The 15582-nt window shown below is 69.4% G+C and carries 13 protein-coding genes; 10 read left to right on the top strand and 3 right to left on the bottom strand.

The annotated features are described in order from the left end of the window. Nucleotides 1-18: 18 nt before the first annotated feature. The 3 genes from G3I71_RS22495 to G3I71_RS22485 form a co-directional block, all read right to left on the bottom strand. Nucleotides 19-1263: an extracellular solute-binding protein gene (locus G3I71_RS22495; protein ID WP_164316632.1), complete on the bottom strand. Its 1245-nt coding sequence runs from the start codon at nt 1261-1263 to the stop codon at nt 19-21. Between the two features lie 164 nt (nt 1264-1427). Beyond that, nucleotides 1428-2483: a LacI family DNA-binding transcriptional regulator gene (locus G3I71_RS22490; protein WP_164316631.1), complete on the bottom strand. Its 1056-nt coding sequence runs from the start codon at nt 2481-2483 to the stop codon at nt 1428-1430. Nucleotides 2484-3164: 681 nt separating this feature from the next. Next, entirely contained in the window at nt 3165-3980 is an 816-nt protein-coding gene (locus G3I71_RS22485; RefSeq protein ID WP_164316630.1) for an NAD(P)-dependent oxidoreductase, read from the bottom strand. A 75-nt stretch (nt 3981-4055) separates the two neighbouring features. Here G3I71_RS22485 and G3I71_RS22480 point away from each other — a divergent pair, with 75 nt between their 5' ends. From G3I71_RS22480 to G3I71_RS22435, 10 genes are all read left to right on the top strand, one after another. Next, nucleotides 4056-4727 (top strand): GntR family transcriptional regulator, encoded by a 672-nt coding sequence (locus G3I71_RS22480; protein WP_343243037.1) that lies wholly within the window; start codon nt 4056-4058, stop codon nt 4725-4727. Nucleotides 4728-4850: 123 nt separating this feature from the next. After that, nucleotides 4851-5801 (top strand): DUF6282 family protein, encoded by a 951-nt coding sequence (locus tag G3I71_RS22475; protein ID WP_164316629.1) that lies wholly within the window; start codon nt 4851-4853, stop codon nt 5799-5801. Further along, nucleotides 5798-6559 carry an ABC transporter ATP-binding protein gene (locus G3I71_RS22470; RefSeq protein ID WP_164316628.1) on the top strand — a complete coding sequence of 254 codons (762 nt, stop codon included), beginning with the start codon at nt 5798-5800 and terminating at the stop codon, nt 6557-6559. Before G3I71_RS22475 ends, G3I71_RS22470 begins: the two co-directional genes overlap by 4 nt. Next, nucleotides 6556-7428: an ABC transporter permease gene (locus tag G3I71_RS22465; RefSeq protein ID WP_203731043.1), complete on the top strand. Its 873-nt coding sequence runs from the start codon at nt 6556-6558 to the stop codon at nt 7426-7428. The genes G3I71_RS22470 and G3I71_RS22465 overlap by 4 nt, the downstream gene beginning before the upstream one ends. Then, complete coding sequence (locus tag G3I71_RS22460; RefSeq protein ID WP_164316627.1) at nt 7425-8447, top strand: ABC transporter substrate-binding protein; 1023 nt, start codon at nt 7425-7427, stop codon at nt 8445-8447. The genes G3I71_RS22465 and G3I71_RS22460 overlap by 4 nt, the downstream gene beginning before the upstream one ends. Nucleotides 8448-8493: 46 nt before the next feature. Next, entirely contained in the window at nt 8494-10101 is a 1608-nt protein-coding gene (locus tag G3I71_RS22455) for a thiamine pyrophosphate-binding protein (RefSeq protein ID WP_164316626.1), read from the top strand. Between the two features lie 244 nt (nt 10102-10345). Further along, nucleotides 10346-11446, top strand: coding sequence for a DUF3500 domain-containing protein (locus G3I71_RS22450; RefSeq protein WP_203731041.1), 1101 nt, complete (start codon nt 10346-10348; stop codon nt 11444-11446). 3 nt (nt 11447-11449) lie between these two features. Beyond that, nucleotides 11450-12883, top strand: coding sequence for a nickel/cobalt transporter (locus tag G3I71_RS22445; protein ID WP_164316625.1), 1434 nt, complete (start codon nt 11450-11452; stop codon nt 12881-12883). A gap of 170 nt (nt 12884-13053) precedes the next feature. Then, the gene (locus G3I71_RS22440) at nt 13054-15003 is read left to right on the top strand and encodes a hypothetical protein (protein ID WP_239149293.1); all 1950 of its coding nucleotides are present in this window, start codon (nt 13054-13056) and stop codon (nt 15001-15003) included. A gap of 25 nt (nt 15004-15028) precedes the next feature. Continuing rightward, nucleotides 15029-15319 (top strand): hypothetical protein, encoded by a 291-nt coding sequence (locus tag G3I71_RS22435; RefSeq protein WP_164316624.1) that lies wholly within the window; start codon nt 15029-15031, stop codon nt 15317-15319. The last annotated feature ends 263 nt before the right edge of the window (nt 15320-15582 follow it).

The following is a 15582-nucleotide window of genomic DNA, read 5'->3' as shown; positions in this document are numbered from 1 at the left end:
CGGCTGGCGCAGTCCTGGCTACTTGACGGCGGACTGTGCCGAGTCGAGCGCGTCCTTCGGCGACGCCGACCCGCTGAGGGCGGACTGGACCGCCTTCCACAACTGCTCCGAGATCTTGGGGTACTTGGTGCCCAGGTCGTCGCTGGTGCGTCCCTTGGCGGCCTTGACCGCGTCGACCCACGGCTTGAGCTTCGGGTTGGCGGCCACCTGCTTGTCCTGGACCTCGGTGGTGGGGGCCACGTAGGACAGTGTCGTGTCGGTGTCGAGCAGGTTCTGGCTGTTGGTCAGGCAGGACACCAGCTTCTGCGAGGTGGCGTAGCGGCCGGTGTCGCCCTGGACCGGGATCGTGACGAACTCACCGCCCGTCGGGGCCGCGGCGTCGCCTCCCGTGGCGCCCGGGACGGGGATGACCCCGTACTCGAAGTCGGCCTTGTCGGCATTGGCGAGCTGCCAGGTGCCGTTCTCGCTGAAGGCGTAGTCGCCGCTCGCGAACTCCTGCCAGCTGGTCGTCTGGGTGTTGTTGATCACCGAGTTGGGGGCGTAGCCCTTGTCCAGCCAGTTCTTCCACAGCGACAGCGCGGAGACGGCCTCGTCGGAGTCGAGTGCGGTCAGCTGGGCGCCTGAGCCCCAGAACCAGGGCAGGAACTGGAAGCTGCCCTCCTCCGTGCCGATCGCGGAGAACGTGATGCCCTTCTTGCCCGCCGCCTTGACCTTCGCGAGCGCCGCGGTCAGTGACTTCCAGTCCTTGACCGAGGCGATGTCGACGCCGGCCTCCTTCAGCACCGCCTTGTTGTAGTACAGGGCAAGGGTGTTCGCGCCGATCGGTGTGCCGTACGTCTTCCCGCCGGACTGGCCGGCCGCGAGGAGGTTGGGGCCGGCCTGCGAGGTGTCCAGCTTGTTGTCGTCGGTCGTGGTCAGCACGCCCGCCTCCGCCAGCGTCGAGACGACCGGGTTGTCGACGATGAGGACATCCGCGGAGTTGTCCTGCTGGGCCGCCAGCAGCACCTTGTTCGTCAGGTCGCTGGTGTCGAACGAGGTCCGCTTGATCTTCACCCCGGCGTCGGTGCCGCAGCCGTCCAGCAGCTTCGCCCACGCCGAGCTCTTGTCGAACTGCGGGTACGGGTCCCAGATCGTGTACGTGCCGCCGTCCGCGGCCTTCGTCGAGGTGCCGCCGGAGCCGGAGGAACAGGCGGTGGCGCCGGAGGTGAGGGCGGCGACGGTCAGGGCTGCGGCGGTCAGACGCCGTCTGGCGGATCGGTTCACGGTGTGTTCCTCATGGCTCTTGGCACGGGTGTGCCCTGGGATCGGCACAGGTGTGCCGTAGGAGGGGTGATCTGGAGCTGCTGGGATCACCGAGCCGGATCAGTGACCTGCTCGGCGGCCGGGACAGGGGCGTGGAGAGTGAAGGGGGGTGTGCGGGGCGGATGTCAGGGGTGAGTGGGGGTGCCGAAGCCCGGAGCCGGGTCTGCGGGCCGGGTGCCGGCGGGTGCGGTGCTCGCTCGCAACGAGACCGGCGGCGCCAGCAGGTGGTGCCGGGCGGGTGTGTCGGGGTGGTCGAGGCGCTGGACGAGCAGGTCGACGGCGAGGCGGCCCATCTGTTCCGCGGGCACGTCCGCCGCGGTGAGCTGCGGGGTCACCGTCTCCGCCCACCTGCAGGCCACCACTCCGGTGACGGAGAAGTCGCGTGGCACATGGCGGTCGGCCTGGGCCAGCCCCCGGTAGAGGCCGCCGAGCGCGGCCTCGTTCAGTGTGACCAGCGCGGTGGTGGCGGGGTCGTCGTGCAGGATCCGCTCCAGACAGGCGAGGCCGGAGGCGGCGTCGTCCCCGCAGCAGTACGTCCGGACGGTGAGGCCACGTTCCGCCGCGGCCTTGGTGAACCCGTCCAGCCCGCGCTGGGCCGACTCGTACCCGGCCCGCAGCAGTTGCTCGGGCCGGTTGACGAAGGCGACGCGGCGGTGGCCCAGGTCCGCGAGATGGTGTACGCAGGCCGCCGCCAGTGCCGTATGGTCCAGGCCCACCCACCAGGTGCCCTCGGGGTGTGCGGTACGGCCGATGGCGACGGAGGGGAAATCCACCGCGGTGAGATGGTCGAGCCGGTCGTCCTCCAGCCTGATCTCCATCAGGATCGCGCCGTCGACCCGCCGCTCGCCCAGCAGCCGCTGGAACGAACGGTCGCTGTCCGCACCGCTCGGGGAGAGCAGTACGTCGTAGTCGTGGGCCGCGGCGGCCTCGGTGACGCTGCCGATGAAGTCCAGCTGCATGCCGGTGTAGTGGTTCCCGGCCGGCGGGAAGACCAGACCGATGGTGTTGGTCCGGCCGTTGGCCAGGGCCCGCGCACTCGCGTTGGGCTGGTAGCCCAGCTCGTCGATGACCTGCTGGATCTTCCGGCGGGTGTCCTCGGACACGGGGCGTTTCCCGCTCAGGGCGTAGGACACGGTGCTCCGCGAGACACCGGCCCGCTTGGCGATCTCACCGATGTTCACGGGACTCCTTGCCGAGATAGGTCGAACCGGTTCGATGATTCCGGGGAACGAAATCGGCCAGGTGCCGATCGTCGAACCGGTTCGCGTGAAGTGAAGGTAGGAGCAACTCGGGCGGGTGTCAACGCCTCGCACCGCATTTCCCGTAACGGCCCCGAAACGTGTCTGTGTGGGGCTGCGGCGTCCGGCTTGCCTGGGGGCATACCTATTCACCGGCAGGCCGGGTGCTGGATTCGGTGGACGGGAACACCCGGAACCCGTCAGGTGGGCCGGCTGTGTGCGGCCAAGGGGATCCATGTCGAGGGGATTGCTGGCCGGTTTTCTCGGTGCTAGCTTCATCGAACCGGTTCGACGAAGAGTCGAGGGAGGGCGGGGTGGTTCGGGTCGCGGTCGCCGTGCAGCGGCCTGGATCTGCCGGGCCGGCGATTTGGAGGCCGGCGTGCTGTCGTCGGTCGCGGGGGCTGCCGTAGCGGTGGCTGTCGGCCCCGGGTGAGTGGATGAGGCCGAGTGGGCGCTCGCGGCCGGCCCCGTTCAGGACTGCGGCGACGGCACGGGAGAACAGCTGCCACTGGGGGTCGGCCCACCTGGAATCGGGTCCCGCCGGGTAGGCCGCGCGAGCGGTCGGTTCGGGAGGCGGGTCCGGCTCGCGGGCGTCGCGACGGAAAGGCTCTCGGCCCGGTCGCGTCATGGCGCGACGTGCCGCTCCCCGCGCTCCTCCCCATGAGACAGCCGATGCAGCAGGTCTCTGCTGGCCGTGGCGATCAGCGGGGGCACATCGAGGTCACCGAGCATGTCGGCGGCGGCCTGCATCTCGCCGGTCCGGCGTACGGCGTGCCGGTGGCTGCCCCGGACCAGTCGGTCCAGGGTGGTGGCGTCCGCGTGTGTCAGCTCCTCGGCGATGACCTGGCGCAGCCAGTCCTCACAGCCTGCGGCCCGGGCCGCGGCGAGAGCCTCGACGACCGCCGCCGCCAGGCCCTTGTAGAACACGCTGCGCAGCAGCTTCCGTTCGGCTGCCAGACCGGCCGGCCCGTCGAGTACGTCCACGTTCGCGCGAAGGGGGCGGAGCATCGAGGCGTAGCGACCGGCCCCCACGCCGGAGACGAGCATGGGCGTTCGCAGCCCCCTGCCGGGCACGGTCGCCATCAGGGACACGTCGGCGAAGTCGATGCGAGAGGCCCCGGCGATCTCGCCGAGGTGTCGTTTCAGTGCGGGGGACGCGGTGTTGAGGTCGGCCCAGAGGCAGCCGGGGGACATGCCGGCCAGGCCTGCCCGGAGGGCGTGCTCGGCGTCCGAGGCACTGTTGACGCTGAGGACGAGATCGCTGCCCGTGGCCGCTTCCGCCTCGCTGCCGGTGCCCACCACTCCGGGGGGTGCCGCGACCCTGGGGTCGTAGCCGCGCACGTGCACTCCCGCAGCGACGAGGTCTGCCGCGATGATGCGGCCGGCCTCTCCCAGACCGAGTACCGCGATGCGCGGATCCTGGACGGTGGTGGAACTCATCGCTGCTCCCCAGAATTGGCGACAATATCGTTGTCAGTCTGCTCCTTCGGTGGGGAGATCTGGAAAGGAGGTCACGTGTCGGCTGTGCGCAGAGTCCCGTCCGGGTCCGACCCGGTCGTGGAGGCGATCCGTAGGGCGATCGTGAGCGGGGACTACGTCCCGGACCAACGGCTTGTGGAGGCCGATCTGTCGGAGCGGTTCGCGGCCAGTCGCGCGGCGGTGCGCTCCGCGCTGATCCAGTTGGGCAACGAGGGGCTGGTGGAGCGCATCCCCAACCGGGGCGCCAGGGTGCGTGCGGTCTCCCTGGCCGAGGCGATCGAGATCACCGAGGTGCGGATGGTGATCGAAGGGTTCTGTGCGGCCAAGGCCGCGCAGCGGGTGACCGAGGCGGAGATCGCGGAACTGCGTGAGATGCGCGAGCGGATGGCCGCCGCGGTCGACGCCGGTGCGCTGGTGACCTACTCGGAGCTGAACAACCGACTGCACCGCCGGATGCTGGAGATGAGCGGCCAGTGCACCGCCGAGGGTGTGATCGAGCGGTTGCGTGGGCAGTCGGTTCGGCACCAGTTCCGGCTCGCCATGCAGCCGGGGCGGCCGTCCGTCTCGCTGCCGGAGCACCTCGCGATCATCGACGCCATCTGCAGCCGCGATCCCGACGCCGCCGAACGGGCCGCCCGGCGCCATCTCGGGAGCGTGATCCGTGCACTGCGTGGCACGAACAACTCGCCGTCCGTCCCTGTGAGTTAGTGGCTCCTGCCCTGGTGGGGGGCGTGCGGTCGGAGGTCGGGCATCACTTTCTGCGCGGACCATTGACGCCCCTCGCCTGATTGTTAACAATCTGGGTCACCAAATTGGCGACAGGAGCCGTTCATGGCCGACCGACCAGCCACGCATCCGACACCTTCGGAACGGTCCCGCGCGCTCGTCGCGGGGGCCTACGACATCCATGTCCATATCGCACCCGACCTGATGAAGCGCCGCGTCGACGATCTGACCCTCGCGGCCCGCTTCACCGAGGTCGGTCTCGACGGGTTCGTGCTCAAGTCGCACTACGTCCCCACGGCGGAACGGGCCGAAGTGGTTCGCCGTGCCGCGCCCGGGTTCGGTGCGGTCGGGGCGATCACGCTGAACGGCTCGGTGGGCGGGATGAACCCGATCGCCGTGGAGATCGCCGGTCGCGGCGGCGCGCAGTTCGTCTGGCTGCCGACCGTGGACAGCTCCAACGAACGGGCCTGTACGGCGGACGGTCCCGAGGGCGCCACGCCGCCCATGTGGGTTCAGCTCCAGAACGAGTTGCGCGACGCCGGCATGACGGTCGAGCCGGTGGAGGTGGTCGGCCCGAACGGCACGGTGCTGGAGATCACCCGGCAGGTGCTCAGGGTGATCGCGGCGCACGACATGACGCTCGCCACCGGTCATCTCCATTCCGACGAGATCGCCGCCGTCGTGGACGCCGCGGCCGAGGAGGGCGTACGCCGGATCGTCGTCACCCATCCGGAGTTCACCTCCCAACGGGTGGGCGTGGAACGCCAACGTGAGCTGGCCGCCCGGGGCGCCCTGCTGGAGCGGTGCTTCACCACCCCGTACACCGGCAAGGTCTCCTGGGAGCTGTGGCTGGAGAACATCCGGGCGGTCGGGCCGGAGAACTCGGTGCTCTCCAGCGATCTCGGGCAGCCCTTCAACCCGCCGGTGGAGGACGGCCTGCCGCTGCTGGCCGACCGGCTGCTCGACGCGGGCTTCACCGAGCAGGAGATACACACCATGGCCGTGGACAACACCCGCTGGCTGGCCGGCGTCACGAAGGACCGGCCGCAACGATGAGCAGCGTCGTGGAAGTCCGGCGGCTGACCAAGCAGTTCGTCAAGGGCGACCTGGGAATCGTGGCGTTGCGCGATCTGAGCCTCGGGATCGAGGAGGGCCGCTTCGTGACGGTCCTCGGCCGCAGCGGCTGCGGCAAGTCGACCATGCTGAACATGATGTCCGGGCTCATGCACCCCACGTCGGGCGTCGTGACCTACCGGGACAAGCCGGTGTCCGGTCCGCGCACCGAGGTCGGCTACATGACCCAGTCCGACACCCTGATGCCCTGGCGCGACGTCGTCCACAACGTCGAGATGCCCTTGGAGATCAAGGGAGTCGACGCGAAGGAGCGCCGCAGGCGCGCGATGGACCTCATCGAGCGGGTCGGCCTCACCGGCTTCGAACGGCACTATCCGCGCGAACTGTCCGGCGGCATGCGGCGGCGGGCGAGCCTGGCCCGGATGCTCGCCGGCGACCCCGAGGTACTGCTGCTCGACGAACCCTTCGGCGCACTCGACGCGCAACTGCGTTTCGTGCTCCAGGCCGAGTTGCTGCGGCTGTGGCAGGGCAGCGGACAGACCGTGGTGTTCGTGACCCACGACATCGAGGAGGCGCTGCTGCTGGGCGACCGGGTCGTGGTGCTCGGCCGGATCGGCCGGGTGGTCCTGGACAAGGAGATCGACCTGCCGAGGCCCCGCGACGCCGACGAACTGCGGGTCGACCCGCACTTCGTCAGCCTGCACAAGGAGATGACAGTGGCGCTCCGGGAGGCGCAGTGAGCACGGTCGAGGAGAAGAAGACGGTGAACACCACCATGGACACCGAGAAGAGGATCGGTCAGTCGGTCACCGTGCCGTTGAACCGCAACTGGTGGGAAAAACACGGCGGCACAGTGGTCATCTGGGGTGGCCGGACGGTCTTCGTCGTGGTGCTGCTGGTCGCCTGGCAGTTGTCCGCGGGCCACCTGTTCGACGTCACCTACACCAGTCGGCCGCTCGACGTCATGCACCGGTTGGTCGGCTGGCACCGGGAGGGCGTGCTCTGGCCCAACACCTGGGTCACCCTCCAGGAAGTCGTGCTCGGATTCGCCCTCGGTGCCGGCTCCGGCGCGCTCACGGGATTCGTTCTCGCCTCCCTGCCGACCTTCTACCGCGTGGTCGACCCGTTCATCGTGGCGCTGTACTCGCTGCCGAAGGTCGCGCTCGCGCCCCTTTTCATCGTCTGGTTCGGCATCGGCCTCCAGATGAAGGTGCTCCTCGCCGCCGTCACCGTGTTCTTCCTGGTCTTCCTCAACACCGCCGTCGGCGTGCGAGAGGTGGACCGCGGACTGATCGACGCGGTGCGGCTGATGGGCGGACGCAGGCGTGACGTGGTGTGGAAGGTCGTCCTTCCCGGCTCGATGACGGGTCTGCTCACGGGCCTCAAGGTCGCCGTCCCGTACTCGCTGATCGGCGCGGTGATCGGTGAACTCGTCGCGTCCAACCGGGGGTTGGGCTACCTCATCAGCGACGCGGCGGCCAACTACGACACGGCAGGCGTCTTCGCCACGCTCGTCGTGCTCGGCACGATCGCCACGATCCTCAATCTGCTCGTCGGCGTGCTCGATCGCAGGGCCAACCGCTGGAAGCCTCTGGAGGGCCGCACATGAACCGCCGTCAACTCGTCAAGGGCATGCTCGCCACCGGAGCTGTCACGCTGGCCGGCGCGGGCTGCGCCGATTCCGGCGCCACGAAGACCGGCAAGCTGTCGATAGGGCAGGTCAGCAAGTCGATCGCGTTCTTCGCGATGTTCGTCGCGACCGAGAAGGGCTACTTCGAGGACGAGGGCGTCACCTTCGAGGAGCCCGCCGTGCTCGGCACCGGCTCCAAGGTGGCTGCCGCCCTGAAGTCCGGCAGTATCGAACTCGGCGGCGGGGTGATGACCGACGTCCTCAAACTGTCGGAGACCGGCGACGCCCTCAGCCTCGTCGCGGACATGGTCGACACCTACTACATCGACATCATCACCGGTACGAAGTTCGAGGGCGCGGCGGTCGACGCCTCCCTGGACGAGCGGATCGCGTCCCTGAAGGGCAAGAAGATCGGCATCACCGGGCCGGGCAGCGGCACCGAGGCGCTTGTCGTCTACCTCTTCAAGAAGGGCGGGATGGACGCGAAGAAGGACGCCGAACTGGTCAACCTCGGCAGTGAGGCGACCGCGGCGCTCGGCGCTCTGAAAGGCGGCCAGGTCGACGCCCTCTCCTTCGCCCAGCCGCTGGCCCAGCAGGCGGAGGGGGCCGGGACCGGCACCACGTACATCTCCCCGTGCCGCGGCGACGTGCCCGGCCTCCAGCACGTGTCCCACGGGGTCATGTTCACCACCCAGAGCGTCATGAAGAAGAAGTCGAAGGAGATAGCCGCCTTCCAAGGAGCCCTCGTACGGGCGAGAAAGGACATCCAGGGCGGCGACTCCGCGGAGATCAAGAAGCTGCTCGCCGCGTACCGCAGCGGCATGCCCGACTCGGCGCTGGAGGCGTTGCTCCCGCTGCTGAAGGAGGAGATCCGGGCGACGAACGGCTTCCCGCGATCCTCCTTCGACGCCTCGGTCGCCTTCCACAAGGCCTCCGGCCTCATCACGAAGGGTCCCGACTACGACCAGCTCGTCCCGGCGAACCTGCGCGAGGCATGACCGGGGACGTCGTCGCCCGTCCACCACGGCAACCGGGAGCGAGGGCATGGGCAACACCGCTGAGGTGGTGGCCGGGTACGTCCGTGCCGCCGGGTCCCGGTTCGTGTTCGCCTACCCCGGCGACCCGATCATCGAGCTGATGGAGGCGATGCGCGCTCTCGGCATCGAGGTCGTCCTGGGCAGCCGCGAAGGCACCGTGGTGTTCATGGCGGAGGCCCACGCGATGGTGACCGGGTTGCCCGGCGTCTGTCTGTCGACGCTGGGGCCCGGGTCGACCTCGATCGTCAACGGCGTGGCCGCCGCCACCTGGGACCGGGTTCCGCTGCTCGCGGTCTCCGGGCAGATCGACGCCGGACGGGAGGACTTCGTCACCCATCAGGTGGTGGACCACAAGCTGCTGTTCTCGCCGGTGGCCAAGTGGGCGGGCCGGATTCACCCCGCGTCCGTCGACACGGTGCTGCGCAAGGCGCTGCGCCTGGCCGTCGCCGAGAGGCCGGGCGCGGTCCATCTCACCGGCTCCGCCGAGACGTTCGCGGCGTCCGCACCCGATGTCCCCGTCGCACCGCCGCCGCTCGACGGGGCCGCCGGGGGAGTCAGGGTGCAGGTGGCCGACGGCGGCCGGGACCCCGCGGTCGTCCTGCGGTCCGCCAGGCGTCCGGTGGTACTGGCCGGTGCCGGGGCGGTCCGGTGCGGCGCGTCCGGCGCTCTGCTGCGGCTGGCACAGACGGTCGGCGCTCCGGTGGTGGTGTCTCCCATGGCCAAGGGCGTGTTCCCCGAGGACCACCCGCTCTTCGCGGGAGTACTCGACATGGCGTGCAACCAGATCCTGTGGGACTTCCTGGCGGGCAGCGACCTCGTGGTCACCGCGGGCTTCGACCCGGTCGAGCTGATCAAACCGTGGTCCCTTGCCGTGCCGGTCCTGCATGTGGACACCACCCCCAACACCGACCAGGTCTACCCGAGCGACTGCGAGGTGGTCGGGGACGTCTCGGCAAGCCTCGACTGGCTCACCGACCTGTGGCGCGGCGAGCCCCGCTGGAGCGAACGGGACGTCGCCGCGCACCGGCGCCGGCTGCGCACGGCCTACTACGCGGGGCGGGTCGCCGGTCGCCTCAACCCCACCGACGTCATCGACGTCGTCCGCGCGAGCACACCTCCCGAAACGGTCGTCACCTGTGACGTCGGTTCGCACAAACTCCTCGTCGGCCAGGGCTGGCAGGCCCCCCGCCCCCGCGGCGTCCTGATGAGCAACGGCCTGTCCTCCATGGGCTTCGGCCTCCCCGGAGCGATCGCGGCCCAGATGACCCTGGGGGAGATCCCGGTCGTCGCCCTGATCGGTGACGGAGGTTTCGCCATGGCCGCCACCGAGCTCCGACTCGCCGTCGCACGTCAACTCCGGCTCGCGGTCGTGGTGTTCTGCGACGGCAGCCTCAACCGTATCGAGCTCAAGCAACGGGCCCTCGGCTATCCGAGCACGGCGACCCGGCTGGACGACATCGACATGGTCGCCCTCGCCGGCGCGATGGGCTGCGACGGTGTACGCGTCACCTCGGTGGCCGCGTTGGAAAGGGCCACGGCCGATCTGGCGGGGCTGACCCGGCCGCTGCTCATCGAGGCCCGGATCGACCCCGCCCAGTACGAGGCGCAGTTCTAGACAGCCAAGCCGGACATGGCCGCCGCGTTCCTCAACCCAACTGCCTCCAAGCCAAGGGAACTTGACGACATCCAACGCATCTGCCGCGGGACGGCTGTGAATCTCACATGAATCACGGCGACTCCATTGTTTACGGAATCGTTGACGAATTTGATGCTCTCTTGAACCGGAATCGAAGTGACCGGTTCACACCCGTCGGCGTGCCCGCACGGTCGGCCACGCCGCCTTCCGATCAGGAGGCCATGTGTTACTGCCCCAGAGATACCGGGCGACGCTCCGCCCCGCCCGCCCCGCCCGTCGCACCCGTCGTGCCGCGGTCGCCGTGGCCACCGCGGCCCTGGTCGCGACCGCTCTCGCCACCGGTGACGCCGGGACCGGCCCCGGAACGCGCAGCGACATCACCGCTGTCGCCTACTCCGCCGAGGCCACAGCGGCCTCGGAAACCCTCACCGCGGTCAACGCGTTCCTTGCCACCCTCAGCACCACACAGAAGTCGACCGCCCAGGCGTCCCGTACCCAGACCAACCTTTCCCAGTGGTCGAACCTGCCCGACGGCCTCTTCACGCGCGCCGGACTGCGCATGGACACCCTCACCTCCACGCAGCAGGCGGCGGTGCTCACCATCCTCCGGGCGGCGCTCAGCGACGAGGGCTACGAACAGGTCACCGGCATCACCACCGCCGACGGCGTCCTGCACACCGCCACCGGCAGCGACGACTACGGCTCGGACCACTACTGGATCCGCGTCCTGGGCACCCCGTCCTCGACCGGAAAATGGACCGTCCAGTACGGCGGCCACCACCTGGCGGTCAACATCACGCTGACCGGGGACACCATGACCCTGGCCCCGACCCTCTTCGGGGTGCAGCCGGCCACCTACACCCTCAACGGCGTGAGTTACGAGCCGCTGGCCGGTGAGACCGACAAGGCGTTCGCGGTCGTCCAGTCGCTGAACAGCACACAACTCGACGCCGCCGTCCTGGACACGGCCGTCACGGAGATCGTCCTGGGCGCCGGACAGGACGGCAAGACCCTCGCCTACGAGGGCGTCAAGGCATCCACCTTCACCACCGCGCAGAAGACGTTGCTGCTGGACCTGATCACGGAGTGGATCAGCCCCCTCAACGACGAACAGAACGCGTCCAAGCTGGAGTCGGCCGAGGCGAACATCGACTCGACGTACTTCGCCTGGTACGGGTCCACGTCGAGCGACCAGCCGATCTACTACCGCGTGCAGAGCCCCGACTTCACCATCGAGTTCGCCCACCAGCGGAACATGGGCGGCATCAGCCACATCCACGCCATCTACCGCGAGAGCGGCAACGACTACGGCGCGGGGGACTGACCCTTGAACGCCGTCAAACGCCGCCTGACCCGGTGGACGGCGGGCCTCGTGCTGGCCGCCGCCGGGTCGGGCCTCGCGGCCGCACCGGCCCAGGCCCACCCCACCGACGAGATCGTCCAGCAGGCGTACCTCACTCCCGACGGCTCCCGGCTCGACGTACAACTCGTGCTCATTCCGGGCGTGTTGGTGGCACCCGCGTTCGCGAAAGCCCTCGACACCGACGGCGACGCACGACTCGGAGCCGACGAGACAGCCGCTCACGCCCAGCGCGTGATGTCGGCGCTCGGGCTCAAGGCCGGGGGACAGGCCGTCCCGCTGGAGCTGACCAGGAGCACCTACGCGGACTACGCGCTGCTCGCCGCCGCCGGAGGCGCCGTCACCCTCGACCTCACGGCCACCCTGCCCTCCGGCGGCGACAGTGTCACCTTCACCAACAGGTACGACCCGCCGGGCACTTCACCCACGACGGTGCAGGCGAACGTGCTGGTGCCCGCCGGTGAACCGGCGGAGCCGGCGAACGTCGAACGCGCCGACGAGGGACGCACGATCACCATCGACCTCCCCGACGCCCCAGCATCAGCGGTGACTTCACCGAACTCCGCACGACAGGCCGCATCAGACTCCGACGCCATGCTCGGTGCCCTGCGTTCCCCGCTGTCCTCGCCCTGGGCCCTGCCGGCGCTGATCGGCACCTGTGCGCTGCTCGGCGCCTTCCACGCGCTCACCCCCGGCCACGGCAAGGCCCTGCTCGCCTCCTACCTGGTGGGCGCCCACAGCACGTCCCGCCAGGCGGTGATCCTCGGTGGCGTCATCACCGTCACGCACACGGCCTCCGTGATCGCCCTGGGCGCCGCGGTGCTGTTCGCGGGGCAGTTCATCGTGCCGGGCGTACTGGTGCCGGTGCTGGAGGTGGCCAGCGGGCTGGTGGTGCTGGTCCTGGGGATACGGCTGCTGCGGCGGAGGTGGCCGCGGAAGGGCGAGACCGCGCACGCGCACTCCCACGGCCACGCGCACCCCCACCCCCACCCCCACGCCGACGCGCACGGCGATGCCGGTCAGGGCGGACACACCCACGGACCCGACGGGCATCACCACCATCACCTGCCCGTCATGCCCACGACCTTCCGGTCCATCGCCACCATGGGCGTCTCCGGCGGAATCGTCCCCTGCCCCGAGGCGCTCACCGTCCTCCTGCTGGCCATCGGCCTGGGCCGCACGGCCCTCGGCCTGACCATGATCATCGCGTTCAGCGTCGGCCTCGCCGGTGTCCTCGTGGGTCTCGGACTGATCCTGGTGCACACCCGCGCGGGGCTGGAGCGATTCCGGGGTTCGGGGCCGGGCCCGGTGATGCGCTGGCTGCCGACGGCATCCGCCGGTGTGGTGACGGTTCTCGGCCTGACCATCGCGGTCAACGGAGTGGGCGGCCTCGCGGGGTAGACCGTGCGCACGGATGCGGAATGCCTCGTATTCCGAACGGGGATGGCCTGCCGAGCGATTCACAGGAGCCGCACACTACTGCGGCTCCACGGTCACTGATTCACTTCCTGCCATACCGGCCCTCGATCCGATCACCCCATGAACTGCCGTGGGGTGCAAGGGAGTTCTGCATGTCTGAAGTCACCCCCCACATCATGGAACGGGTCATCGCCGAGCGCGGAGTGCCGATGCGGTCGCGGGTACGCGCGCTGCTCGCTGTCACGAGCGTCGTCGCGGCACCCGCGCTGCTCGCACCGACCGCCGCCCACGCGGCGACACCGGCCCGAGCCGCCGACCGGAGCAGGACCGTGGCTTCCGGCGAGATCTGGGAGATCACCGCGATCACCCGGCTCGACGAACTCGTCGTGGAGGACGGCGTCGTGCTCACCGCCCCGGAGGGGTACAGCCTGACCCTGACCGTGGACGGCGTGGAGACCGGATCCGACCTGGACGGCACCTTCGGCTCGACGACCCTGATCGCTACCGGTACCTACAGCGGCGACATCGTCCTGACTCCGGCCCTCGAACACCTGGAGTCCTTCGCGGGCGCCACCTTCCACCTGCGGCAGGGCGTGTACGTCGGCGCCGACGGTGTCGTCACCGAGAACTCGGTGCTGTCGAGCGTACGAGGCGGGACCCTCACCGACGCGTACGCGAGGAGTGTGTCCCTGACCTCCACCGGCGAGGCCTTCAACGGCTTCTTCGTCACCCACGGCGCCTCGTACACCCTGGACAGCCCCCGGATCGCCTTCGACGGCAACGGCCGCCTGGACATGGCGAGTTACGGTGCCGCCGTCACCGGCTCGGGAGCCGAAACCCGACTGGTCGTGGACGGCGCGGACATCGACAACCGGGGTGTGCTGCGCACCGGCGTCATCGCCCGTGACGGTGCCAACGTGATCGTCAAGAACTCCCGCATCAGCACCCGTGAGGGTGTGCTGCCCGACGACTACGAGCCGGGCCCCGGCGCGAACATGATGACGGTCCCGTGGACGCTCGGCCTGTCCGGCAACGTCCGCGCCACCAACGTCCTCGGCGAGAACACCACGGTCTCCTACCTCAACTCGACCATCTCCTCGGAGTCCTGGGGCGTGCTGTCCACCGACTCGGCCCGCAACTCGCTGCTGACCGCCATCAACTCAACTGTCACCATCACCGGTGACTCCGGCTACGGGGCCTACGCGGACGGCAGCAGTCAGCAGGACATCTTCCTCGGCACGCACTTCGACGTCGCCACCTTCGCAGCCGTCTCCACCGGGGGCGCCATCAGCTTCACGGGCAGTACCCGCGAAAGCGTGGCCACGATGAACAGCTACCTGCTCCTGGGACTGACCGAGCAGGAACTGGACGCGATCGAACCCAGGCCGTCGGTCGTCGACTCCCGTGGCTTCGGCGTGATGTGGCACAGCGGCGACGGCGGCCGGCTGGACATCAGCGGTGACACCCGCTTCACCACCGCCGAGACGATGTTCCTCGACAAGGGGAAGCGGGTCACGATCATCGTGGACGGCTCACAAGGCGCCGAACTCAGCGCCGGCAACGGCATCCTGGTACAGATCATGGAAACCGACGACCCCGGTTCCGTGACCGGCGTCTACACCGAGCCGACCGGCGCCCCTGCGAGGGAGACACGCTTCGACACCGCCGCCGAGCACACCGCCGACGCCCGCGCCTCCTTCGTCGACATCTCCCTGACGGGCGACTTCTACAACGCGATGCGTACCGGCAAGAACCTGGTTCTCTCCTTCCGGCGCAGCAGCGTCGAGGGCGTCGTCTCCGCCTCCACGTCCCGGCACGCCGTGTCCACCATCACCTCGGCCGAGTGGCAGCACATCAACCACGTCACCAACACCCCGCAGCCTGCGGTCAACAACGGTGTGATCGTCAAACTTGCCGCCGGCTCACGGTGGACGGTCACCGACACGTCGTACCTCACCCGCCTGGTCCTGGACGCGACGGCGACGGTACAGGCCCCGGCCGGCAAGACCCTCACCCTCACCGTGAACGGCAACCCCACAGCCCTTGTCCCGGGCACCACCTACTCCGGGGCCCTCACCCTCACCGTCGCCCAGGGCGAGTGACTCGCGGCCCCTCAGGAGACCTGCTGTGAGTTCACCAACCCCACGCCCGCGCGTCCGGCGCCTCGCCACGACCCTCGTAGCCGTTCTGGCGCCGGGCACCCCGGGCGACCGGACCGCGTGCGTGGGGAAGGGCCTCATCGCTCCGCAGATCTCGTTCGACCCGCGTCTGCCGACGACGACCTGGCAGGCCGCCCACCTCCAGGTCGGCGGCGGCAACTTCGGCATGGTCGGCTCGGGCAGCGCGCCGGCCGCCACAGGCCGCGGCCCGCTGAGCGACACAGTCGTACGACGACTGCTGCTCGCAGGGCAGCCATGAAGTCCTCACAGACGCCCGGCGTCCCCGCCCGACTTCGACGGCATCATCAGGACCCGCTCGGCAGCGAGCTGAACTGGGTCGATGTCTTCGTCCCGAGCACCGCGGCCGGCACAAACGGGTCGCACGGCTCGCCTGTCCGCCGTCGAACAAAATTGACGGTGAACCACCTCGGCCCGGTCGCCCGTGTAATGCACGGGTAAATCAAAGCCTCCCCGGGTGTAAATCATAGTGCGGCGCGGTGGAATTTATCTCGCCCCAACAAC

Origin of the sequence: Streptomyces sp. SID12501, from assembly GCF_010550245.1 — a bacterium.
Lineage (GTDB): Bacteria > Actinomycetota > Actinomycetes > Streptomycetales > Streptomycetaceae > Streptomyces.
The sequence above is the reverse complement of the archived record's forward strand: the minus strand, read 5'-3'. Positions and strand labels throughout refer to the sequence as shown.